The 20,651-nt window shown below is 69.2% G+C and carries 22 protein-coding genes and 3 pseudogenes; 17 read left to right on the top strand and 8 right to left on the bottom strand.

The window, feature by feature from the left end:
* Positions 1 to 16 precede the first annotated feature (16 nt).
* From M6B22_RS17120 to M6B22_RS22260, 4 genes and pseudogenes are all read left to right on the top strand, one after another.
* On the top strand, positions 17 to 385 hold the full coding sequence (locus tag M6B22_RS17120) for an ArsR/SmtB family transcription factor (RefSeq protein WP_269442781.1): 369 nt from the start codon (positions 17 to 19) through the stop codon (positions 383 to 385).
* 52 nt (positions 386 to 437) lie between these two features.
* On the top strand, positions 438 to 1,535 hold the full coding sequence (arsB, locus tag M6B22_RS17115; RefSeq protein WP_269442780.1) for an ACR3 family arsenite efflux transporter: 1,098 nt from the start codon (positions 438 to 440) through the stop codon (positions 1,533 to 1,535).
* Positions 1,536 to 1,554: 19 nt separating this feature from the next.
* Positions 1,555 to 1,953 (top strand): annotated as a pseudogene (locus M6B22_RS22265) (arsenate reductase ArsC); the annotation flags it as partial.
* A gap of 45 nt (positions 1,954 to 1,998) precedes the next feature.
* Positions 1,999 to 2,472 carry a GNAT family N-acetyltransferase gene (locus tag M6B22_RS22260; protein ID WP_407935732.1) on the top strand — a complete coding sequence of 158 codons (474 nt, stop codon included), beginning with the start codon at positions 1,999 to 2,001 and terminating at the stop codon, positions 2,470 to 2,472.
* A gap of 130 nt (positions 2,473 to 2,602) precedes the next feature.
* On the opposite strand, the gene M6B22_RS17105 is transcribed toward M6B22_RS22260, so the two are convergent.
* The 3 genes from M6B22_RS17105 to M6B22_RS17095 form a co-directional block, all read right to left on the bottom strand.
* Positions 2,603 to 3,502, bottom strand: coding sequence for an alpha/beta fold hydrolase (locus tag M6B22_RS17105; protein WP_269442778.1), 900 nt, complete (start codon positions 3,500 to 3,502; stop codon positions 2,603 to 2,605).
* A 154-nt stretch (positions 3,503 to 3,656) separates the two neighbouring features.
* Positions 3,657 to 4,079, bottom strand: a complete 423-nt coding sequence (arr, locus tag M6B22_RS17100; RefSeq protein WP_269442777.1) for an NAD(+)--rifampin ADP-ribosyltransferase — start codon at positions 4,077 to 4,079, stop codon at positions 3,657 to 3,659.
* A gap of 248 nt (positions 4,080 to 4,327) precedes the next feature.
* Positions 4,328 to 5,371, bottom strand: coding sequence for a GlxA family transcriptional regulator (locus M6B22_RS17095; RefSeq protein ID WP_269442776.1), 1,044 nt, complete (start codon positions 5,369 to 5,371; stop codon positions 4,328 to 4,330).
* A gap of 122 nt (positions 5,372 to 5,493) precedes the next feature.
* Here M6B22_RS17095 and M6B22_RS17090 point away from each other — a divergent pair, with 122 nt between their 5' ends.
* The 6 genes and pseudogenes from M6B22_RS17090 to M6B22_RS17065 all read left to right on the top strand — a co-directional run bounded on the left by M6B22_RS17090 (position 5,494) and on the right by M6B22_RS17065 (position 10,225).
* Positions 5,494 to 6,291 (top strand): dienelactone hydrolase family protein, encoded by a 798-nt coding sequence (locus tag M6B22_RS17090; RefSeq protein ID WP_407935731.1) that lies wholly within the window; start codon positions 5,494 to 5,496, stop codon positions 6,289 to 6,291.
* Between the two features lie 26 nt (positions 6,292 to 6,317).
* Positions 6,318 to 7,011 (top strand): annotated as a pseudogene (locus tag M6B22_RS17085) (ABC transporter ATP-binding protein).
* A pseudogene (locus M6B22_RS17080) lies at positions 7,005 to 7,172 on the top strand (ABC transporter); the annotation flags it as partial. The pseudogenes M6B22_RS17085 and M6B22_RS17080, both read left to right, overlap by 7 nt.
* A 61-nt stretch (positions 7,173 to 7,233) precedes the next feature.
* The gene (locus tag M6B22_RS17075) at positions 7,234 to 7,431 is read left to right on the top strand and encodes a hypothetical protein (RefSeq protein ID WP_269445856.1); all 198 of its coding nucleotides are present in this window, start codon (positions 7,234 to 7,236) and stop codon (positions 7,429 to 7,431) included.
* Positions 7,428 to 7,580 (top strand): hypothetical protein, encoded by a 153-nt coding sequence (locus M6B22_RS17070; RefSeq protein ID WP_269445855.1) that lies wholly within the window; start codon positions 7,428 to 7,430, stop codon positions 7,578 to 7,580. Before M6B22_RS17075 ends, M6B22_RS17070 begins: the two co-directional genes overlap by 4 nt.
* Positions 7,581 to 7,594: 14 nt before the next feature.
* Entirely contained in the window at positions 7,595 to 10,225 is a 2,631-nt protein-coding gene (locus tag M6B22_RS17065; protein WP_269442773.1) for a hypothetical protein, read from the top strand.
* Between the two features lie 98 nt (positions 10,226 to 10,323).
* On the opposite strand, the gene M6B22_RS17060 is transcribed toward M6B22_RS17065, so the two are convergent.
* Positions 10,324 to 11,025, bottom strand: a complete 702-nt coding sequence (locus M6B22_RS17060; RefSeq protein WP_269442772.1) for a cupredoxin domain-containing protein — start codon at positions 11,023 to 11,025, stop codon at positions 10,324 to 10,326.
* Positions 11,026 to 11,064: 39 nt separating this feature from the next.
* Positions 11,065 to 11,916: an iron uptake transporter permease EfeU gene (gene efeU / locus M6B22_RS17055; RefSeq protein WP_269442771.1), complete on the bottom strand. Its 852-nt coding sequence runs from the start codon at positions 11,914 to 11,916 to the stop codon at positions 11,065 to 11,067.
* A 254-nt stretch (positions 11,917 to 12,170) separates the two neighbouring features.
* Between efeU and M6B22_RS17050 the strand changes: the two genes are divergently transcribed.
* Positions 12,171 to 13,367 carry a ScyD/ScyE family protein gene (locus M6B22_RS17050; protein WP_269442770.1) on the top strand — a complete coding sequence of 399 codons (1,197 nt, stop codon included), beginning with the start codon at positions 12,171 to 12,173 and terminating at the stop codon, positions 13,365 to 13,367.
* A 281-nt stretch (positions 13,368 to 13,648) separates the two neighbouring features.
* The gene (locus M6B22_RS17045) at positions 13,649 to 14,179 is read left to right on the top strand and encodes a hypothetical protein (RefSeq protein WP_269442769.1); all 531 of its coding nucleotides are present in this window, start codon (positions 13,649 to 13,651) and stop codon (positions 14,177 to 14,179) included.
* 231 nt (positions 14,180 to 14,410) lie between these two features.
* Here M6B22_RS17045 and M6B22_RS17040 read toward each other — a convergent pair whose 3' ends face one another.
* Complete coding sequence (locus M6B22_RS17040; RefSeq protein ID WP_269442768.1) at positions 14,411 to 15,055, bottom strand: flavin reductase family protein; 645 nt, start codon at positions 15,053 to 15,055, stop codon at positions 14,411 to 14,413.
* A gap of 397 nt (positions 15,056 to 15,452) precedes the next feature.
* Here M6B22_RS17040 and M6B22_RS17035 point away from each other — a divergent pair, with 397 nt between their 5' ends.
* Positions 15,453 to 16,040 (top strand): TetR/AcrR family transcriptional regulator, encoded by a 588-nt coding sequence (locus tag M6B22_RS17035; RefSeq protein ID WP_269442767.1) that lies wholly within the window; start codon positions 15,453 to 15,455, stop codon positions 16,038 to 16,040.
* A gap of 23 nt (positions 16,041 to 16,063) precedes the next feature.
* Positions 16,064 to 16,561, top strand: coding sequence for a YybH family protein (locus tag M6B22_RS17030; RefSeq protein WP_269442766.1), 498 nt, complete (start codon positions 16,064 to 16,066; stop codon positions 16,559 to 16,561).
* Positions 16,562 to 16,607: 46 nt separating this feature from the next.
* On the opposite strand, the gene M6B22_RS17025 is transcribed toward M6B22_RS17030, so the two are convergent.
* Positions 16,608 to 16,994 carry a winged helix-turn-helix transcriptional regulator gene (locus tag M6B22_RS17025; RefSeq protein ID WP_269442765.1) on the bottom strand — a complete coding sequence of 129 codons (387 nt, stop codon included), beginning with the start codon at positions 16,992 to 16,994 and terminating at the stop codon, positions 16,608 to 16,610.
* A gap of 107 nt (positions 16,995 to 17,101) precedes the next feature.
* Between M6B22_RS17025 and M6B22_RS17020 the strand changes: the two genes are divergently transcribed.
* The 3 genes from M6B22_RS17020 to M6B22_RS22255 all read left to right on the top strand — a co-directional run bounded on the left by M6B22_RS17020 (position 17,102) and on the right by M6B22_RS22255 (position 19,651).
* A complete protein-coding gene (locus M6B22_RS17020) occupies positions 17,102 to 18,007 on the top strand; it encodes a zinc-binding dehydrogenase (RefSeq protein WP_269442764.1) in 906 nt (301 codons plus the stop codon).
* Positions 18,004 to 18,438 carry a nuclear transport factor 2 family protein gene (locus M6B22_RS17015; protein ID WP_269442763.1) on the top strand — a complete coding sequence of 145 codons (435 nt, stop codon included), beginning with the start codon at positions 18,004 to 18,006 and terminating at the stop codon, positions 18,436 to 18,438. The genes M6B22_RS17020 and M6B22_RS17015 overlap by 4 nt, the downstream gene beginning before the upstream one ends.
* A 721-nt stretch (positions 18,439 to 19,159) precedes the next feature.
* Positions 19,160 to 19,651 (top strand): carboxymuconolactone decarboxylase family protein, encoded by a 492-nt coding sequence (locus M6B22_RS22255; RefSeq protein ID WP_407935730.1) that lies wholly within the window; start codon positions 19,160 to 19,162, stop codon positions 19,649 to 19,651.
* Between the two features lie 34 nt (positions 19,652 to 19,685).
* Here the strand turns inward: M6B22_RS22255 and M6B22_RS17005 are convergent, their stop codons facing one another.
* Complete coding sequence (locus tag M6B22_RS17005; RefSeq protein WP_269442761.1) at positions 19,686 to 20,615, bottom strand: LysR family transcriptional regulator; 930 nt, start codon at positions 20,613 to 20,615, stop codon at positions 19,686 to 19,688.
* Positions 20,616 to 20,651: the final 36 nt, after the last annotated feature.

Genomic DNA, 20,651 nt, shown 5'->3' with positions numbered 1-20,651 from the left:
CCGTCAAGATAGATGCATGTCGAAGTCACATCGGGTGCCGTCACCGTCGGAGACGGTGGCCTGCTGCTCGCCCCTGTCGCGCGAACCCCTGTCCCAGCCCCAGGCCGAACAGATCGCACCGCTGCTAAAGGCGCTGGCAGACCCGGTGCGGCTGCGGTTGATGTCTCTGGTCGCGTCGCACGAGGGTGGCGAGGCGTGCGTGTGCGACTTGACCGACGCGTTCACCCTGTCGCAGCCCACGATCAGCCACCACCTGAAGGTGCTGCACGAAAGCGGGCTGCTCGACCGGGACAAGCGTGGTGTCTGGGTGTACTACCGGGCCCGCACCGAGGAGTTGGCGAACCTGGCCACGCTGATCGGCTCCCCCGCCGCCGTCCCCGCGTGAGCGGCAGCGCGCCGCCCCTGCCGACCGTGATCCGGAACCAAGCGAGCCGAGGATGAGCGACCTGGTCACGGACCACACCGGGTCCGGGACGGACGAGCCCGTCATCGCCAGGCTGTCCACGTCGGACCGGTTCCTGCCGGTGTGGATTCTCGCCGCGATGGCTACCGGGCTGGGGCTGGGCCGGCTGATCCCCTCGCTGGCCGACGACCTGGACACCGTCAAGATCGGTTCGGTGAGCCTGCCGATCGCGCTCGGACTGCTGCTGATGATGTATCCGGTGCTGGCCAAGGTCCGCTACACCAAGCTCGATCACGTCATGGGCGACCGCAGGCTGCTGGTCAGTTCGTTGCTGCTGAACTGGGTGATCGGGCCGGCGCTGATGTTCACGCTCGCCTGGGTCTTGCTGCCCGACCTGCCCGCCTACCGCACCGGGCTGATCATCGTGGGGCTGGCTCGCTGCATCGCGATGGTGCTCATCTGGAACGAACTGGCCTGCGGCGACCGGGACGCGGCCGCGGTTCTCGTCGCGCTGAACTCGGTGTTCCAGATGCTCGCCTTCGCCGGCCTCGGCTGGTTCTACCTGCACGCCCTGCCGGGCTGGCTCGGGCTGTCCCGGACGGAGGCGCACTTCTCACCGGGCACCATCGTCGTCTCGGTGCTGGTGTTCCTCGGTATCCCGCTGGCAGCCGGGTTCGTTACCCGCACCTTCGGGGAGGCACGCCGCGGACGCGACTGGTACGAGACGCGGTTCCTGCCGCGGATCGGGCCGGTCGCACTGTACGGGCTGCTCTTCACGATCGTGGTGCTGTTCGCCCTGCAGGGGCACACCATCACCGCGCACCCGGGCGACGTGGCCCGCATCGCACTGCCACTGATCGGGTACTTCGCGATCATGTTCGGCGGCTCGTTCGCCCTCGGCCACCGGCTTGGGCTGGGGTACCCGAAGACCACGACGCTGGCGTTCACCGCGGCAGGCAACAACTTCGAGTTGGCGATCGCGGTCGCCATCGGGGTGTTCGGCGTGACGTCGGGACAGGCGTTGGCAGGCGTGGTCGGCCCGCTCATCGAAGTGCCGGTACTGGTCGCCCTGGTCTACGTCGCACTCTGGGCCCGCTGCCGTTATTACCGCGACAGTGTCGCAGCCTCCTGACCGAGCGAAGGGATCCCCCATGGCCGACAGACCCAGCGTTCTTTTCGTCTGCGTCCACAACGCCGGCCGCTCCCAGATGGCTCAGGGCTGGCTGCGTCACCTCGCCGGAAACGCGATCGAGGTCTGCTCGGCCGGATCCGAGCCCGCCGACCGGCTCAACCCGGTAGCGGTCGAGGCGATGCGCGAGGTCGGCATCGACATCACCACCGAGACACCCACACTGCTCACCGTCGACACCGTCCGCGACTCGGACGTCGTCGTCACGATGGGCTGCGGCGACACCTGCCCGGTCTTCCCCGGTAAGCGCTACGAGGATTGGGACCTCGCCGACCCGGCCGGGCAGAGCATCGACGTAGTCCGCCGGATCCGGGACGAGATCCGCGAGCGGGTCCAAGGACTGGTGGACGACGTTGCGCCGGCCGCGCCGCCGGGCACCGAGCAGCCGGGGTTCGACGTCGAGCCGATGCTGGCCGAGCACGCCGAGGCGGTACTCGCGATCTACCAGGCGGGCATCGACGAAGGCAACGCCACTTTCGAGATCACCGCGCCCGAGTGGCCACGCTTCGACGCCACCCATCTACCCGAGCACCGTTTCGTCGCTGTCGATCACGAGCGCAGGGTGCTGGGCTGGGTCGCTGCGGTCGCTGTCTCGGACCGGTGCGTTTACGCCGGCGTCGTCGAACACTCGGTGTACGTCCACCCCTCGGCTCGCGGCCGCGGGGTGGGATGTGCCCTGCTCGACGCGCTGATCACCTCCACCGAATCCGCGGGCATCTGGACGATCCAGTCCGGCATCTTCGCCGAGAACGCCGCGAGCGCCGCACTGCACCGCGCGGCCGGATTCCGCGAGGTCGGACGCCGAGAGCGCCTCGGCAAACATCATGGCCGCTGGCGCGACGTCGTCCTCATCGAACGCCGTAGCCGGGTCATCGACTGAACTGCGACGAGGCACAGCGTCGCGGCGTGGGCAAGCCCCGTGCGGATCGCTGGTACGCGCCCCCCACCGTGCCTTGATCAACGGCGAGTCGGGGCGGGCGCCGTCCCTGCCGGGCCGTCGAGCCGACCGATCAGGCCGGGTCGTCGAGAAGCGGGTCGTCGAGAAGCGGGTCGTCGAGAAGCAGGCCGTCGAGGAACGTCGCAAGCGCGCTCGTGACCGCCTCCGGGCACTCGACCGGCGGCAGGTGGCCGGCCTCGGGGAGCTCCAGCAGTTGCGCACCCGGGATGCCGTTCGCCACCTGGCGGACCAGGTCCTGGATGAAGCGCACGTCGTGCCCGCCGTTCATCACGAGCGTCGGGACGCGGACGTCCCTCAGCCGGCCGAGGACGGGCGGTTCGGGGGCGGTTTCGGTCGTCTCCGGTTCGCCCCATCCGCGCGCGAAGACGCCGCGCGCCATGTCCTGCAACAGCGCCCATGCCTCGGCTGAGAACATCGACTCCGATCCTCGTGCGCCCACCGCCATATAGCGCAACTGCATCGTGGCCATCGCGCGCACGTCGTCGTCGCGGACGGCATCGGCGGCGTGCGCGGCGTAGGCCGCCAGCCGATCGGCGGGAACCGCGGCATGCAGCAGTGGCAGCACCTCAGCGCGCATCTCGGCCGGCCACTCGTAGCCGGGCACGCCCGGGCAGATCAGCGCGAGGGCCCGTACGCGATCCGGTGCGAGCAGCGCGGCGTCGAGGCTGTAACCGCCGCCCATCGAACTGCCGACCAATACCGCCCGCTCGATCCCGAGCGCGTCCAGCACCTCGAGGACTCCGGCGCCGTGGCGCACCGCGGGCGGTGCCGGGCTGGACTGTCCGTAGCCGAGCCGGTCGAAGGCGACCACTCGGTAGCCGGTGGCCAGCGCGTCGAACTGGTAGCGCCACATGCGGCGATCCGTCAGGCTCGCATGGCTGAACACGACCGCCGGACCACGTCCGGCGCTGTCGTACGCCACGCGTCCACCGGGCACTGCGACCGTCTGCATCGTTCCTGCCTATCGCAGTCGATCCGCGCTGCGTAGCGATTTCGCCGCTGGCGTACGGGCGCATCCGGGTCGCCCGACGTGTTCGAGCCCGCTGACGCCCTGCGCGTCCCAGGCGATGGTCTCGACCTTCGTCTGTCGCGGTGCGGTCCTCTGCTCAGTTGATGATCACTCCTCGCTCACTGACCAGAAGGTCGGCGAGGCGTTCGCGCCAGGTCTGCAGTTCTTCGGGCGTCAATCGCGTCCACTCGGTGATCTCGCTGATGACTCGTAACGGCGCGCTGCTCCGGTAGGAGCGGGTGGGGTTGCCAGGGAACCTCTTGTCGGTCACGTTCGGGTCGTCCTCAAAATTTCCGGTCGGCTCGACGTGGTAGACGCGCGGCGCCGGAGTTCCCCCGGCAAGTTCTGCCGCGATCTCCGCGGCGAGTCCGGCCCCCTCGACGCGGGCGGTGAAGTACACGTGGTTCATGACGATCTCGGGACGGTAGTTCGATCTGCGGCCCGCGGTGAGGAGGTCACCGATGCGCAGATCCGCGATGGTGCCGTGGAAAAACGGTCCGGCGTCGAGTGGGCGCGTCACCCGCACTCCTATCGTTCGCTGTGTTGGGACGTGCGAGTCTGGCGCACCACCGGGGCCTTGCCGCAAGCCCCCCACCGTGCCATAACCTGAAGGTGGCCGGAGTTCAGCGCGGCCGCGGCCGGACGACACGGCCTCGACGTGCAGTAGGCAGGCTGGGGCCTGCCTGGATCGGGCCGCTGTGACGCGTCGAATACGGTTGTGCGGCGGCAGGTGGTGACCTCGTCCGAAGCGTCGCCTCGTCCGAAGCGTCACCTCGTCCGAAGCGTCGAGGTGCCGAGCCTGCTGCCCCGATCCTTGGGCCAGCGGCCAGCAGGATGCCGGGACGGCTGGAAGGTGGCGCGGTAGTCGCTCGGCCGCCTGCCGGTGTGGCGGGCGAACATCGCGCTGAACGTTCCGGGATCCCGGTACCCGATCGCGGCCGCGATGCTGGCGACGGTCCGGTCGGTCGTCTCCAGCAGGTGGGCGGCGCGGCGCACCCGCGCCGACTGCAGGTAGGCGAGCGGGCTCTGCCCGGTCTGCTCCCCGAAACGACGCAGCATCGTCCGGGTGCTGACGTGGAAGCGGCTCGCGAGCGCCGGCAGGTCGTAGCGGGTGCGCAGATGCTGGTCGAGCCAGCGGCGGACCTCGTCGGAGAACTCCTGCCCGCCGCTCGGCAGCAGTGAGGCGTCGACGTAGGGCGTTTGGCTCGAGCGGGCGTCATCGACGAGCGCGATGCGCGCCGTGCTGCGGGCAACTGCAGGGCCGTCGTGGCCGCGGACCAGTTGCACCGCGAAGTCGTACATCGCGCTGAACGCTGCGGTTGTGGTCACGCCGCGGTCGGTGACGACAAGCCGGTCGGGTCGCAGCCGGATCGAGGGGTAGCGCCGCGCGAACCTGTCGGCGAACAGCCAGGATGTGGTCGCCGAGCGTCCGTTCAGCAGGCCGGCCTCGGCGAGCAGGAACGCGCCGACACAGATCGAGACGACCGCGATGCCGGACTCGGCCTGCTCCCGAATGCACTCGAGCTCAGGGGCGAGGTCGGCCAGCATCGCGTCGAGGTCGATCCGGGGCGCAAGTTCGAAGCCGGGGACGAGCAGCACATCCACCGGGCCCGGCCGGGCAACCTCGATTCGCGCTCTGCCCGCGGCGCGCACGGTTCTGCGCGGCGAGACGACCGACACCGCGTAGGACGGCTCGGCGGATCCGCGCGCGGCAGCGACGTGGCTCGCCATCGCCAGCAGATCAGGCACGCCGAACACCTCAGAGGCGAAACAGCCCGGATAGGCCAGTACTCCGACCCGCAGCGGGCTCATGCGAACCTCCTCGACGCGTGGCGATATTACCTCGAAGATTGGCGATCTCGCCTATGGTCATCCGCGACGCCCGTTGCCAGGGTCAGTTCGTGACAGCGACACGCGCGCAGCGCGAGGACCCGTTGACCGATTTCACGCGGCGGATTGTCGATATCGACGGCGTCGCCAAGACCGTCTATGTGACCGGGTCCGGTCCCGCGGTCGTGTTGATGCCGGAGATGCCCGGCATCAGCCCGGACGTAGCGCGGTTCGCCAGATGGATCCGTGACGCGGGCCTGAGCGTGTACGTGCCGTCCCTGTTCGGGGTCGACGGCGCATGGCCGACCGTTGCCGAGGGACGGGAGGTCGTCCGCCGCGCATGTGTGAGCAAGGAATTCCGCGCGTTCGCCGGCGGCGGCACCAGTCCGGTCACGGCCTGGCTGCGCGGGTTGGCCCGTCTCGCGCACGCCGAGTGTGGTGGCCCTGGCGTCGGCGCGGTCGGGCTGTGCTTCACCGGCAACTTCGCTCTGACGATGGCTCTGGAGCCCGCGGTGATCGCGCCGGTCGTCAACCACCCGTCGCTCCCGCTGGACGATCCGGCCGGCCTTGAGTTGAGCGACAGCGATGCGTCCGCGGTGGCCGAGCGCGTCCGCCGCGACGGGCTGACCGTCCTCGCGTACCGGTTCGCGGGTGACCGCTGGTGCACCGGGCAGCGCTTCGCCGCGTACCGCGCGCTGTTGGGCCCCGCCTTCGACGGGCGGGTCCTACCCGACGAGGCAGCCTATTCGGAGCCGCCGCCCTTCTTCCGTGACGTCGTCGGCTGCGCGCACAGCGTCGTGACCGCGCATCTCATCGACCAGGATGGGGAACCGACCGCGCGGGCGCGGGACGAGATCGTCGCGTTCTTGTCCGCGCGTCTGGCCGTCCCGATGTCGCGTTGAGCGCGCGCGCTTCCGGAGTGTTGATCATGTCGACGCGGACACTGCAACTGGGTGCCTCCTGCCACAACATCGACAAGCAGTACCGCATCGATCGGGAGCGGATCCAGGCGCTCGAGAGCGTGAACAAGCAGTTCCCGCGCGGTTCTCTCACCGTGATCGCCGGCCCGTCCGGTTCGGGCAAGTCGTCGCTGTTGCGCATCCTGGCCTGTGTCGACCGGCCCGATACCGGTTCGCTGGAGATCGCCGGCGCGTCGGTCGCGAACGCCAGTGCCCGGGAGCGGCGCCGGCTGCGGCGCTTCTCGATCGCCTACATCTTCGCCGACCCGATCGAGAACCTGGTCGAGTATCTGAGCGCGGCCGATCAGCTCCGCCTCTCGGCCCGGCTGCGGGGTCAGCGGGTGAACGACGACGAGGTCGCCGAGATGCTCGGCCGCCTCGGCCTGCAGGGACCGCCTGGACCACACGCCGCACCGCCTGTCCGGCGGCGAGCAGCAGCGCGTGGCCATGGCCTGCGCGATGGTCGGCAGCCCACCGTTCGTCGTAGCCGACGAGCCGACGGCCGAGCTCGACTCCGTCGCGGTCGAACAGGTCCTCGACGGGTTCGGGGTGCTCAGTGACACCGGCGCGGCGATCGCGATCGCGTCCCACGACCCGCGCGTTATCGCCCGGGCCGACCACGTGCTCGGCCTGGACCACGGAAGGACCGTCGAGTCATGGTGATCGCAGTCGCGGAACGCGGCGGCCAGGTCGTGCGCGGCGCGGCCCTGACCACGTCCTTCCGCGGCGACGCGGAGATCGTCAACGCGCTGCGCGGCGTGGACATCACCATCGACAGCGGCGAGATCCTCGGCATCTCGGGCGCGTCGGGTTCGGGCAAGTCCAACCTGCTGGCGGTGCTCTGCGGCTGGGAGGACCCTGACGCCGGCGAGCTCGAGCACGCCGGTGGGATCGCGGCCGACCTGCCTGTTGCTCGCCGACGAGCCGACCGCGCACCAGGACCACGGGTGGGCCGAGGTCGTGCTCGGGTGCCTGCGCGATCACGCCACGGACGGCGGCTCGTGCGTGCTCGTCAGTCATCACAGTCACGCCCTCGACCATGCCGATCGCCGCCTGTCGATGGCCGACGGTGTGCTGCAGTGACACGCACACTCCTGCCGCCGCCGATACTGTTCGCACGCCCTGCATTGCCGCATGTCGCGGCAGCGGCGGTGACCGGCGCGGTCATGCTCGTCGCGTCCGTTGGCGCGGACCCGCTGGCCGAGCGTGCCCGGCGCGCCGAGATCCTGTGATCGGAGTGATGCGCATGAGGACCGCAGCGAACTCGCGCCGCCGTTTCGCGGGCCGGGCCGATCACCTGGCGGCTCTGGGCTCGGCACCGTGGACACGGGCGCCGCTGTTGCTGCTGCGCCTGCCGGCGGTGTTTCTCGCCATCCTGGGCGCCTCGGCGATCTTGTCGATCGCGGCAGCGTCCGGCCCGCTGTTCGTCTCCACGCTGGGTACGGCCAGCCTGCAGGCGCAAGCCGCATCGGCGTGCCCGGAGTACACCCTGCCGACGGTCACCGCCGCCGCGGTGCCACTTGCGCGGGCGGCGGCGGCCACCCAGGCCGGCAACCGAGCCTTCCGCGCGCAGCGCCTGCCGTCACCGCTCGTCGCCGACGTCGGGTCGGCGCGGGTGCAGGAATCGACGGTGCACCTGTTCGCCAAGCCGGGCGCGTTGTCGCACGTGCACAAGTTGACGCCCGACACCGGCCGGCCGGGCGCGTGGTTCCCGGACGTGTTTGCAGCCAAGATCGGCGCACGCCCCGGGGACGTGGTACGCACGGGCGCCGGCGCGCCGATCCCGGTGGCCGGGATCTATCAAGACATGGCGCCGAGCCCGTTCGCACTTGCGCACGTGCCGCGCTTCTTCTGCGCCTGGCAGAACCAGATCGAGCCGACCGCCGCCTCAGACCAGGTGATCGCGGCGACGCCGACCAACTACCGGCACGGCCCGTTCCTGATCACCGACCCGGCGACCGTCGCGGCCGTCAGCGACGTCCCGCTCGTCATCACGTGGACGGCGCCGGTCTCGCACGACACGGTGTCGCTGCCCGGCTTCGATCGGGCGCAGCGACGCGCGGCCGCTGCGGCCACGGCCATCACCCGCAGCACCGGGATGCGCGCCGAGGTCGACTCCAACCTGGCCAAGAAGCTGGCGATCGCGCACGAGTCGCAGGACGGTGTGGCCGGCTCGGTGGTGCCGATCGACATCGCCGGCGTCGTGGTGGCCGGGTTGCTGGTCGCGGGCGCCGGCGTGTTCTGGGCGACGCACCGCGCGCGGGAGATCCGGCTGCTGGTGGCCCGTGGCGTCAGTCCGCCGCTGCTCGGGGCGAAGGCGCTGCTGGAGGCGCTGCCCGCACTGATCGCCGGGCTCGTGCTGGGCTACCTGGCGACCCTCGGGCTGGTGCGTCTCGTCGGGCCGGCCGGCCTGCTCACGCCAGGCACGCCGCTGCGGGCGCTGGGCGTGGCTGCGGGCGCGGTCGGTGCGGGTACCGCACTGATCGCGGCGATCGGCGTCGCCGCAGGGCGGGAGCGCCGGACCGGCCGGGCCGCGGGCCTGTCCTCGCACCTTCCGTGGGAGCTCGCCGGCGTCGCGGTGGCGGTGTGCCTCGGGCTGCGGATCCGCTCGGAGTCCGTGGTCTCGGTGCACCGCACGATCGTCGACATCAGCCCGCTGGCGTTCGTCTTCCCGATCGTCGGCGCGACCGCGGCGCTGGTCCTGTTCGGCCGGATCGTCTACTGGCTGCTGCCCGTCGTTGGTCGGGCCGCGCGCCGGCTCGGGCCCGGCGGCTACCTCGCGCTGCGCCGCCTCGCCGGCTCCGGTGTGATCGTCACCGGGCTGGTCGTGGGCACCGCTCTGCCGTGCTGCCTGCTCACCTACGGCAGCACCGTCACGCAGAGCGTCAACGCCGCGGTCACGAACAAGTACCAGACCAACCTCGGCGCTCCGCACGTGCTGTTCGTCTACGGCGTCCGCGACACGAACCCGGACACGCACGGCAGCGGCACCGTCGTTTCGATCTACCAGACCGGACCGAAACTGCCCGGCGGGCTGCCTGCCTACGTGCTCGGCGTCGACCCGGGCAGCTTCGCGCAGTTCGCGTTCCTCAGCGGCAGCCAGCGTCGCGATCTGTCCGCGCTGCACGACGTTCCTTCTGGTCAGCCGGCGCCGGCGATCCTGGTCAACGCCCCGAAGCACACCGACGCCAGCAGCGTCACGATCGGGCAGACACGCCTGGCCCTGGACGTGGTCGCCACCAGCGCCGTGTTCCCCGGGCTGCGCAACGGCGCCCGTCCGATGCTCGTTGTCGAGCGCTCCACCCTGGTCCACGTGCACACCGAGGAGGAGCTGCTCAACCAGGTATGGACGTCACAGGCCCGACTCTCCGCCGCCGTCGCGGCATTCAACACCAAGCCCTACAGCGTGCTCACCCAAGTCACCTCCGATGTTGTCGTCGGCACCACCGGCCTGCTGCCCGTCACCTGGATCTTCGGCTACCTGCGCGCGCTCGCCATCTTGATCGGTGCCGTCGCCATCGCCGGACTGGTCTTCTCCCTGGCTGCGCGCACTCGCCGCCGCACCGTGTCCTATGTGCTTTCCAGGCGGATGGGGCTACGGCAGGTCACCCACGTCTGGTCACTACTGGTCGAACTGACCATCGCGGTCGGCCTCGGCTGGCTGGCCGGCTCCGGAGCCGGCGCCGGCGCATATGCGTTCATCTACAAGGGCCTGGACCTGTACCCCGCGCTACCACCGCCAACCGCGTTCGTACTCCCGGTGCCGACCCTGCTGGCGACCGCCGCGGTGACCGTCGCGGTGATCGTCATCGGCTCCTACGCGACGCACCTGCTGGCCGAACGGGCCAACCCCGCCGAGATCCTGCGCCTGGAGTGATCGACGACGGGCTCGGCTTCACGCAGCTGGCAGTGGGCGCGGGCTTCGCAGTTCCCGCCGTCCACGGCCCGCCCGAAGCGGGCGCCGTTCACGCCAGGCTACGAGACGACGAGGTCGACGGTGAGGTCGCCGGATCCGCCTTCGACGATGATCTTCCAGGTGCCCGGCTGGTCGAGTTTGATGATCAATTCGCCTTCGCTGCGCTGCTGGACGTCGACCTCGCCCGCGACGCCGCCAGAGGGTCTCTTGATCTCGAGCGTGCGCGGCCCGTCCGTCTCGTTCTCGAGCTTGAACTCGATCTTCTCGCCCTGCTTCGCGCCCCCGCTGAGTCCGGTGACGGATGAGCCGTCGGTCTTGAGTTCGATCTCGCGGTCGTACATCGCGTCGTCCGACCTGCTCGCTCCGGGCGCTCCGGCGGCGTCACCACCGACGGTTATCGCCCGGCGGATGCCGGGTCCTGTCTGTCCGGGCTTGCAGGCGAGTTCGTAGTTGCCGGGAGCGAGTGTCACGGTCAGGTCGCGCGAGGTCCCCGGGCCGATGTTCTCGACCTCGCTGATGACTTTGTCGAACTCGTCTCCGTTCGCGCCGTAGACGTAGACCTCGGTCACCTTGGAGCCGGCGTTCTTGACCTTGAACGTGATCTTCCCCGTATCGAAGCGGGTCTGTTCGACCTCGCACTTGTCGTTCGTCGCCTTGACCGCGACAGCCGAGCTCTCGCTCGATGAGTCGGAGCCACATGCACCGAGCAGCACGGAAAAGGTGACAGCAGACAGGCCGGTGAGGGCAGCGGAACGGGACACGGACAACCTCCGGGGCAGGAACAGTGATCGGCGGGCGGGTCAGCCGGCGGCGGCATTGGCGGCCGCCGGCTGCGGGGGTGAACTCGTGGCCACCGCCTTCGCGGGACGGAAGAACAGCACCGTCACCGGGGCGAGGTAGGCCAGCCAGAGGATCGCCTGCAACCAGGTGGTCGCGGGGGTGAAGTTGACCGTCCCCTTGAGGATCGTGCCGTACCACGAGTCGGGCGCGACGGTGCCGCTGACGTCGAATGCGAGTGAGTTCAGGCCGGGAAGCCAGCCGGCCTCCTGCAGGTCGTGCACGCCGTACGCGAGAACGCCGGCGGCCACCAGGATCAGGCCCGCGCCCGTCCAGGTGAAGAACTTGCCCAGATCGATGCGTACCGCGCCGCGGTAGAACAGGTAGCCGAGCACGACCGAACTGAGCAGGCCGAGAATCGCGCCGACCAGCGGCGAGGTCGAGTCACCCGTTGCCTGCACGGCCGACCAGACGAACAGCGAGGTCTCCAGCCCCTCGCGCCCGACCGCGAGCAGGGCGGTGAACAACAGCGCGAGACTGCCCATCGCGAGTGCCGCGTCGAGCCGGCCGCGCAACTCGCTCGACAACGTGCGCGCCGTGCGACGCATCCAGAACACCATCCAGGTGACGAAGCCGACCGCGACGATGGACAGCGACCCGCCGAAGGCTTCCTGCGCCTCGAAGCTGAGGTTGCTGCTGGTGTAGGTGAGCAGCGCGCCGAATCCGGCGCTCACCAGGACGGCGATGACGACTCCCGCCCACAGCGGGCGCTGGCGGTGCTTGTTGCCGGTCTTCACCAGGTAGGCGATGAGGATGCTGACGACCAGAGCGGCCTCGAGCCCCTCGCGCAGGCCGATGAGGTAGTTCGCGAACATCCTCGCTCCAATGCTTAGGGTTGCCTAACCTAAGCCGAAGGGTAGCGGACGTTCGACGGACTGTCGCCACCGAGTCCGGTAGCCGCGTCGGACACCCCGGATCCCGACGTGCCGCGATGGTCGGCTCCGCGCGGCGACTCGAGCTCGAACCGGCCATCGCGCGCCGGGGCGGCAGCCGTTCCCTTGTCACGAAGCGCCGTCGGGCGTAGGCACATCGCCAAGCACGTCCGAGGTCACACATCCGGGGGATGGCCATGAATACTCACCGCAACCGTGCCGTCGCGTCAGCACTCTCGATCACGGCGCTGCTGGCCGGGCTGGTCGCCGCCACGCCGGCGGCAGCAGCAGGTTCCAGCGCGTCGATCACGCCGGTCCTGGGCGGGCTCGCGGCACCGCGCGGGATCGCGTTCGACGGCAAGGGCAGCATGTACGTCGCCGAGTCCGGCGTTGCGGGCGCCGGACCCGCAGGGCTCACGCACACCGGCAAGGTGGACAAGTTCGCCTGGGGGCGGACCACACCGACGTGGAGCACCGGCTTCAACTCGCTGTACGTCTCGGAGGATCCGACCGCGCCACCGGACGTGCTCGGCCCGGCAGGGCTGAGCGCGATCGGCAACGGCTGCATGAAGAACAGCCACGGAGTCCGCAACGGCTGTCAGGTGCTGATGATCACCGGTGAGTCCACCCCCGGCGTTCTGGCCGCGACCGGCAATGCGGTGAACGACCCGCAGGCCGGCCACCTGTACCGCCTCGACGGCGCCACCGGCGCGGCGATGTCCAAGTCCGACGTCGGCTCACAGATGTACCAGTGGACGGGCGAGCACCAGAGCCTGTTCCCGGACGATTTCCCGGACTCGAACCCGTACGGCGTGCTGGTCACCAAGGACGCGCGGACAGAGGGGATCCGCACCTTCGTCGCGGACGCCGGGGCGAACACGATCAGCGAGATCATGCCCGACGGCACCGCGCGGGTGGTGTCCTACATTCCGAACGAGGACTTCGGCGCGTTCCGTGATTCCACGCCGACCTGTATCGCGCAGGGGCCGGACGGCTACCTCTACGTGGGCGCGCTCGACTTCGTGTCGAACCTGTTCGTCCCGCCGGGAACAGGCGGCCTGTCGAACGTGTGGCGCGTGGACCCGAACGCCGACTATCCGACCGCTCCGACGGTCTGGGCCAGCGGCCTGACCACGATCACCGCCTGCACGTTCGACCGCCAGGGCAACTTCTGGGCGACCGAGATGTTCGCCGGTGGAGTGGACGCCACCCCGCCGGGCGACGTCGTGCGGATACCGTTCGCGCACCCCGGCACTCAGGATCACTTCGGATTCGGACAGTTGCCGGTTCCCGGCGGCATCGCGCAGGGACCGGACGGTGCCATGTACGTCACCGTCGGCTCCGCCGCCCCGGGCGTCAACGGTGGCGTCATGCGAGTCCACGTCGGGCCGTAACTCGCACCGGAGCCGGCAGCCACGCGTTCCGGCGGCACGCGCAGCTGCTTGCGCGTGCCGCGACCGGATCCCGCGTCCGCGGTCCTCGCGTCAACCCTGATCAGCAAACTGGTGCTGTCATGCCGTCACGTCGTCGCGAGGCGGGCCGGTTTCTCCGCGTGCGTGCCGAACGTCCGGTCATCTTGTGCCACTACACAGCTGAGTACTGGCTCACGCACAGCTGATTTGGCAGGCTGGCCGCTTCCGGCCGGGAGGGCCCCGCCGGGGAAGGGGAATTGAGGATGCGCATCGCCAAGGCAGCCGCCGTAACACTGTTCGCCGCGGGGGCGGTCGCCGCGGCGACCGCGCCGGCCGTGGCCAAGCCCGCGGCCGCCTATGCGCCGCCCGTCGTCGAGTGGGTAGCGCCCGTCGTGCACGCGAACGCCGACAGCGGCACCGCGGTCGTCCACGCCAAGTACCGCTGCTACGGCGGCAACGAGGGCACCCACCTGTACATCGGCGTCAAGCAGGGGCCGGAGGTCAATGCGACCGACCACACCAGCAGCCAGTACGCGCGCACCTTCTACAGCACGAACTGGAACGCGGACGGTCCCGGCCTGAGCCTGAACTGCGACGGCGTCAGTCACAACGCGTCGTTCGTGGTGAAGCCGGACCCGTGGTTCTGGAACGCCGCAGATGCCCCGGCACTGGGCAGCGGCCAGGCGTTCGTGCAGTTCTGCGTGTTCGACAGCACGGCGGTCGGCGAGGACGACCTGTCGCAAGGCTTCGCGTTCGACTACAGCATGCGCAAGGTGGTCGTGAACCGCGGCTGACCCGAACCCGGTGGTGCGGCCCGACCAGTGGGCCGCACCACCGTCGGCCGCCATGGTGGCGCCTCCCCGCGGTCAGCACGAGACCGGGCCGTCAAGCTCCCTCGGCTGGCCTCGACCCTCGTGTCACGTCCTGACGGCTCGTAACCGATGAGTGAATGATGACCTGATCAAATCCCCGACAACTTTCTGGCCGCGATCCGTTGGGTTCCCGGCCAGATTCATAGCGGGGGCCTACCGGCGGGCAGTTTCTGACCGGAAACTGAATCCAACACGCGGCGCCAGGCCGTGGTAGTGCCGGAAGTTGTAGATCAACGGGCTCCAGCAGTCGGGATCGACATGGTCGGTGCCGGGCACAACCAGCTCGCGTCGGGCGTGGACGCGCAACACCGCGGCCTCGATGATCAGGAACTCATCCGCCGCATCGGAGCGGACGACCGTCGACCGTGCCTCGAACTGCAGAGGGCATTCGAGGACGCGTGGCGGCCGGACCAATTCCGAGGCCTGCGGGGTCAGACCGGCGGCAGCGAACTTGTCTGGTTCGAAACGGCAACGATCGCGCTTCGACTCCGGCACCGGATCTCGTCCCGTCAGCGGAGCCAAACGCTCCACCGCCTCCCATTGCACGGGATCCGGAAAGTTGACGACGACATCGGGTCGCTCGGCGAGATTCAGTCCGGTCTGGCCGGCCTTGCTCAGACCGAGAACGACTGTGTCGCCGAGCGCCCACACAGAGGACATGGGGGCAAGGTTGAACGAGCCGTCGACGTTCTCCGTCGACAGCAGCGCAACCGGCGTGCCCACGTACAGAATGCTGGGCTCGATCGGGATGTGCTCGCTGGCAACGGTCGAACCCGCGGGCACGGACAGTGGATGCATCGCCCGACCGTAAGGTCATGGCAGTTCGGCGCCGGCCGAACCGACGGCGATGGGTCAGGTGGCAATGGACTGCAGTGCCGCCGGCGGCGTACCAGCGCTCGCAACACTGGCGCGGTTGCCGGCTCCGACGCACCCTGGCTTCCACCCGCACCTGCTATGACCATCTCGCGGACAACCGGAGAGTCACTGATGGTTATCCGCCCCTCATTCGGTCACCCGGGATGGCTCCCGATTGGAAGGAATCACGCGACGCATGCGCCTGGCGTCAGGACAACATCCGTACTAGTATGTATGCCATGCCATTCGCAGTGCCGCCCAGTGCGAGGCCTCGGCTGTCCCACGCTTGCGGGCAGGGTGCCGAGCGAGAGCTGAGCACGCCGTGACCGGCTCCGATGCGATGCCCGCGCGCGACCTGTTGATCGAGGCGACCAAGCGGCTGATCTGGGAGCGCGGCGTCAACGCCACCTCGCCTGGTGCGATCCTGAATGCGAGCGGGGTCGGGCAAGGAAGCATGTACCACCACTTCAGCGGCAAGCCCGCGTTGGCTGCCGCAGCTGCCGCGTCACTGGCCGCCGACCTGCAAGCCGAGACCGATCGGATGCTCGGCGGCGCCGAAGCGAGCCCACTTGCCAAGGTGTGCGCCTATCTGGATGCGGATCGGGATGCGCTGCGCGGCTGTCGATTGGGCCGGCTAGCATTCGACCCCGGCCGCGACGATGGCGTCGCGGCACCGATCGCCGCGTACTTCACCGGGTTGCAGCGCACCCTGGCGCAACTACTCGATCAGGCTGTGACGGCAGGCGAACTGGTGGACAGCACAGACACCACGGCCGTGGCGACCGTCATCGTTGCCGGTGTACAGGGCGGATTCGTCCTGGCGGCGTTGACTGGCGACCCGCGGGCGATGACCGATACGACTCGCGGCCTGCAAGCACTCCTGCCGCGCGCTGTGACGTCGCACGCGCCACGACCGCGCAGCCAGTGAACAGATCTGCCAAGGAGCACACCATGATCACGGTCACCGACTATGGCTTCGGCCCGCAGTCGCGCAACCGGCTCGCCGCCGCGGCGGACCCCTCGCCCGCCGGGGCAGTCGCGGCGTTGGAGACGTTCTACTACGCGCTGAACCATCGCGACATCGACGCCATGGCTGCGGTCTGGTCACCTCACGAGCTGGCTCAGCTCAACAACCCGGTCGGCGGCATCCTGCGCGGCGGCACGCAAGCGGTCGCCCTCTATCAGCGGATCTTTGACAGCGGAACGCGCGTGCAGGTCACCTTCGGTGACGCCGTCGTCTACCTACAGCCCACCAGTGCCGTCTTCGCCGGCCGCGAGACCGGCAGCTATACCGTCGCCGGTCGAGCGCCGGAACCGCTCTTGATCCGGACCAGCCGGTTCTTCGCCTACAGCGAGGCCATCGGACGCTGGGTGCAGCTCCACCACCACGGCAGTATCGACAGCCCCGAGGCTCTTCGCGCCTACCAAGATGCCGTTGCGAACGGGTGAGGATCCCCGGTGCTACGGCTCCGAGCACGGCGTCGAATCCTGAGCCCTACGCTCGCGCGTCGTAACTGACCCGCGCGCCTTCAATTTCGTCCATGTGCTCGTATGCCCACTCGCGGATGCCGCGGACCCGGCGCGCCAGGCCCTTGCCGAGCTCGGTCAGGCTGTACTCGACGCGCGGTGGCACGCTGGCGAACACTTCGCGTCGCACCAGGCCGTCGCGCTCCAGGTTGCGCAGCGTCTGGGTGAGCATCTTCTGGCTCACCCCGTCCACCGATCTACGCAGCTGCTGAAAACGCAGGGTTCCGTGTTCCAGCGCGTAGAGCACGAGCAGGCTCCACCGGTCGCCGATCCGATTGACGACTTGGCGTGTCGGACAGGCCTCGGCGAGCACATCGAAGCGTCCGTCGCGCGAGACCGTATGACTGCGGTCCATGCCTACACCTTTCACTCACTTTCGGGTGCCTACCGCACAAACTAGTGCCTACTTCCCGGCAGCGGCCAAGCGTGGTTTCGTCGAGAGCGCAGCAAAGGAGGAGTCGAATGCGCGCAATGGTTCCCGACGGCACCGGCTCGGTCACCGTCGCCGACGTACCCGAACCGGTGCCCGGCGCCGGCGAGGTGCTCGTGCAAGTCGGCGCCTTCTCGATCAATCGCGGCGAGACGTTCCTGCTCCATCAGCCCGCCCCGGGCTGGCGGCCAGGAAAGGACGTCGCCGGCACCGTCCTGACCGGTCACGGGCCGGTACGTGCCGGCGACCGCGTGGTCGCGCACCCCGAGCAGTCGGGCTGGGCCGAACGCGTCGTCGTCCCGGTCGGTCAGCTCGCCGTCCTTTCGGACGAGGTGGACCTGTGTACCGCGGCGGCGTTGCCACTAGCGGGCCTGACCGCGCTCCGTCTGGTGCGCCTGATCGGCTCGCTGCCCGGCCGCAAGATTCTACTGACGGGGGCGTCCGGAGGTGTCGGGCACTATTTCGTCGAACTGGCCGCGGCCGCCGGTGCTCGGGTCACTGCGCTCACGTCCTGTGCTCAGCGCGGCGAGCGGCTGCACGCGCTCGGGGCAGAGCGAATCGTCACGCACCTGGACCAGGCACCCGGCCCGTTCGACGTCGTCATCGAGTCGGTAGGTGGCGAGGTATTTCAAGCCGCCTGGCAGCGCCTGCAGCCACGGGGCCTGTTCGTCTGGATGGGACAGGCCAGCCGTCGCGCACCGGTGTTCGACTTCTTCGACTGGACCGGCGGGCGGAGCGCCACCGTGCGCAAGTTCCTGTACTCCGACAACGAGGGAAGCGACGCCGAGGACCTGGCCACTCTGGTCCGCATGGTCCTCGACGGGCGCCTTCACCCCGAGATCGGCCTACGCGCCCCTTGGAGCAGGACCCAGCACGCGCTGGCTGCCCTGCTCGCCCGACAAATCCGCGGCAACGCCGTCCTGGAGGTCACGACGTGAACCGAACCACCACCGAGAACAGCCGCAGCGTGCTGCAGCGGTACCTCGATGCTCTCGTTGCCGGAGACATCGACGCCATCTCGGCAAGTTTTGCCACCGACGCAACCTGGTCACTACACGGCGACCTGCCGCTGTCCGGAGTGCGACGAGGTCGCGAGCAGATCATGGCGTTCCTGCTGAGCGCCGGCGAGTTGTTCCGCCCGGGCAGCCAGAAGTTCACCTTCGGCGCGATCACCGCTGAGGGTGAGCGCGCCGTTCTCGAGTGGCGGGTGCAAGGCGTCGCCGCCGCGACCGGGCGCCACTACGACAACGAGTACTGCGGTGTCTTCATCATCCGCGACGAACTCATCGTCGAGGTGCGCGAGTACCTCGACTCGTTGCACGCGGCCGGCACTCTCTACCGTGACCTTGCGCCCGATCTGCCTTCGTGAGCCGCCGGGCGCCTGGCCGGTGCACGCACACGGTTCCCAACCTGAGGAGAGAGTGTTCGCATGACGGCCGACCGCGTGACGTCGCAGCCGGATCCGGTGGGCAGAAGTGTCGTGACGGAACGGGGCGGGTGGCGCACGACCGCACGTGCCGCTCTTTCGATGGCGGTCTGAAACGATGTCGCCGCTTTCCATCGCCGTGACCGGAACCCGCGCCGTGCCTGACGCCGCACCGAATACTGTTCAAGCTTCGCTGGCCGACCACCTCGGGCCGTTCTGCGCGCAAGAAACGACCTGGCTGCTCGGCGGCGCGGCCGGCATTGACACCCTCGCGCTCGCGTGGCTCGCCGACCGATCTGACCGCGGCCGGATCGTCGTGGCCGTACCGGTCACCGTGGCGGCCCAGCCCGCTGCTGCCGCAGCAGCGATCAAAGCGGCGGAGCAGGCCGGTCGTCTCGACGATCTCGTCGAACTCAATCATCCGGAAGGGCTGGGCCCGGCCGCTTACACCGCGCGCAATCGTTGGCTGGTCGACCGGGCAGACGTCGTCGTCGGATTCCCGCTCACACCGACACATGACAGCTCAGGTACCTGGGAGACGTTGCGCTACGCCCGGGCCAGCCGACGCCCCATCGTCGTAGCCGCGTTATCGGACGGCAGTGGCGAGAACGGCAGCGATCCGCGAAAGAGGACGACCCGAGAGGACACAACCGTGCGTGATGCGATGACCCAGCGGCTGGACATCCACAGCGTCGACCCAAAGGCGCATCAGGCGGTCTTCGCGCTGGAGCGCTACGTACGCGAGAGCGGCCTGGATCCGCGGCTCTACGAGCTCGTCAAGATCCGCGCGTCACAGCTCAACGGCTGCGCGTTCTGTCTGGACATGCACCTGCGCGATGCGCGCGCGGCGGGCGAGGACCAGCGGCGTCTCGACGTGCTCGCCGCCTGGCGGGAGGCCCCCGAGGTGTTCACCGATCAGGAACGCGCCACACTGGAACTCACCGAGGCAGTGACCCGAATCGGGGACGCCGGCGTTCCCGCCACCACCTGGGACGATGTCGCCGAGCACTTCGATCAGGCCGGCGTCGTCCACCTGCTCATGGCGATCGCCACCATCAATGTGTGGAACCGCCTCGCGGTCAGCACCCATCAGCGGCTGCCACAACGTGCCGAGGTGGGCCCGGTCTCGGGCTACCCGCCGCAGCCAAGACCTTAGCTCGGCCCACTCGCTCGGCGGCCTCGAGAAGCTGCTAGCCGCGGACAGACCTTTTCCGCCCACGCCCGCGATCTGACGGGGTGTGGCCCGCGCTGTGCTCGGTCAGGAGTGCCAGCAATCTCACGACGGCGGGATGGTCGGCGGCACCGTCACGCACTCGGGCGGAGATGCTGCGGTGCGGTGTGGGGTTGGTGATCGGGACTGCCACCGTCGAGGCGGGTAGCGAATCCACCGCCATGCGCGGGACGACGGTGATGCCGATGCCCTCCGCGACGAACCTGATCGCGGTGGGATAGTCCTGGGTCTCAATGTGGAACGCGGGAGAAAAACCGGCCGCAGTGCAGGCGTCGAGCACGATCTGCCGGCAGACGCCGTGCCCGGAGTCGTTGTCGACCCAGCTCTGCTCGCGCAACTCGATCAGGTCGATGTGGCTGCAGGCGGCCAATCTGGACGTGATCGGGACAACCGCAAGGTACGGCTCGGTGAGCAGCGGGCGCACGTGGTACCCAGGACGGTTCGCAGGTTCGGTGCCGTCAACAGCGATCTCGACATCAGGCGGTCGTGCGTCGGGCTCGCGCAGATCGATGAGGCGCAGATCGAGGCGCAAACCGGGAAATTCGCGAGCGAGCATAGCGACGGCGGGCGGCATCCAGGTGGCGCCGGCCGAGGCGAAGTAGTCGACCGACAGGGTGCCCTCGCGACCTGCCCTCAAGTCGGTGACCAGGGAGTCGAGGCCGGAAAGATCTTCGAAGATCCGGGCGGACTCGGCTGCGATCGCGCGGGCCGCCATCGTCGGTTCGATGCCACGGCCGGAGCGCCGGAGAAGGGTCAGCCCGGTCTCCTTCTGCAGGATCGCGATGTGTTGACTGATGGCCGAGGGTGTGTAGCCGAGGCTGGCAGCGGCGCCGTGGATGGAGCCGGCCGCGATGACGGCGCGAAGCACGCGGAGCCGGTGCACATCCACGGCACAGACATTACAGCGCGGCTAATGATTGCGGCA

Source organism: Jatrophihabitans cynanchi (assembly GCF_027247405.1).
Classification (GTDB): domain Bacteria; phylum Actinomycetota; class Actinomycetes; order Mycobacteriales; family Jatrophihabitantaceae; genus Jatrophihabitans_B; species Jatrophihabitans_B cynanchi.
The sequence above is the reverse complement of the archived record's forward strand: the minus strand, read 5'-3'. Positions and strand labels throughout refer to the sequence as shown.

Bases quoted from the DNA above. Each gene is read 5' to 3' on its own strand.
- M6B22_RS17120 (WP_269442781.1), top strand. From the start codon at position 17: ATGTCGAAGTCACATCGGGTGCCGTCACCGTCGGAGACGGTGGCCTGC.
- arsB (WP_269442780.1), top strand. From the start codon at position 438: ATGAGCGACCTGGTCACGGACCACACCGGGTCCGGGACGGACGAGCCC.
- M6B22_RS22260 (WP_407935732.1), top strand. From the start codon at position 1,999: ATGCTGGCCGAGCACGCCGAGGCGGTACTCGCGATCTACCAGGCGGGC.
- M6B22_RS17105 (WP_269442778.1), bottom strand. From the start codon at position 3,502: ATGCAGACGGTCGCAGTGCCCGGTGGACGCGTGGCGTACGACAGCGCC.
- M6B22_RS17095 (WP_269442776.1), bottom strand. From the start codon at position 5,371: ATGAGCCCGCTGCGGGTCGGAGTACTGGCCTATCCGGGCTGTTTCGCC.
- M6B22_RS17065 (WP_269442773.1), top strand. From the start codon at position 7,595: ATGAGGACCGCAGCGAACTCGCGCCGCCGTTTCGCGGGCCGGGCCGAT.
- efeU (WP_269442771.1), bottom strand. From the start codon at position 11,916: ATGTTCGCGAACTACCTCATCGGCCTGCGCGAGGGGCTCGAGGCCGCT.
- M6B22_RS17050 (WP_269442770.1), top strand. From the start codon at position 12,171: ATGAATACTCACCGCAACCGTGCCGTCGCGTCAGCACTCTCGATCACG.
- M6B22_RS17045 (WP_269442769.1), top strand. From the start codon at position 13,649: ATGCGCATCGCCAAGGCAGCCGCCGTAACACTGTTCGCCGCGGGGGCG.
- M6B22_RS17040 (WP_269442768.1), bottom strand. From the start codon at position 15,055: ATGCATCCACTGTCCGTGCCCGCGGGTTCGACCGTTGCCAGCGAGCAC.
- M6B22_RS17035 (WP_269442767.1), top strand. From the start codon at position 15,453: ATGCCCGCGCGCGACCTGTTGATCGAGGCGACCAAGCGGCTGATCTGG.
- M6B22_RS17030 (WP_269442766.1), top strand. From the start codon at position 16,064: ATGATCACGGTCACCGACTATGGCTTCGGCCCGCAGTCGCGCAACCGG.
- M6B22_RS17025 (WP_269442765.1), bottom strand. From the start codon at position 16,994: ATGGACCGCAGTCATACGGTCTCGCGCGACGGACGCTTCGATGTGCTC.
- M6B22_RS17020 (WP_269442764.1), top strand. From the start codon at position 17,102: ATGCGCGCAATGGTTCCCGACGGCACCGGCTCGGTCACCGTCGCCGAC.
- M6B22_RS22255 (WP_407935730.1), top strand. From the start codon at position 19,160: ATGACCCAGCGGCTGGACATCCACAGCGTCGACCCAAAGGCGCATCAG.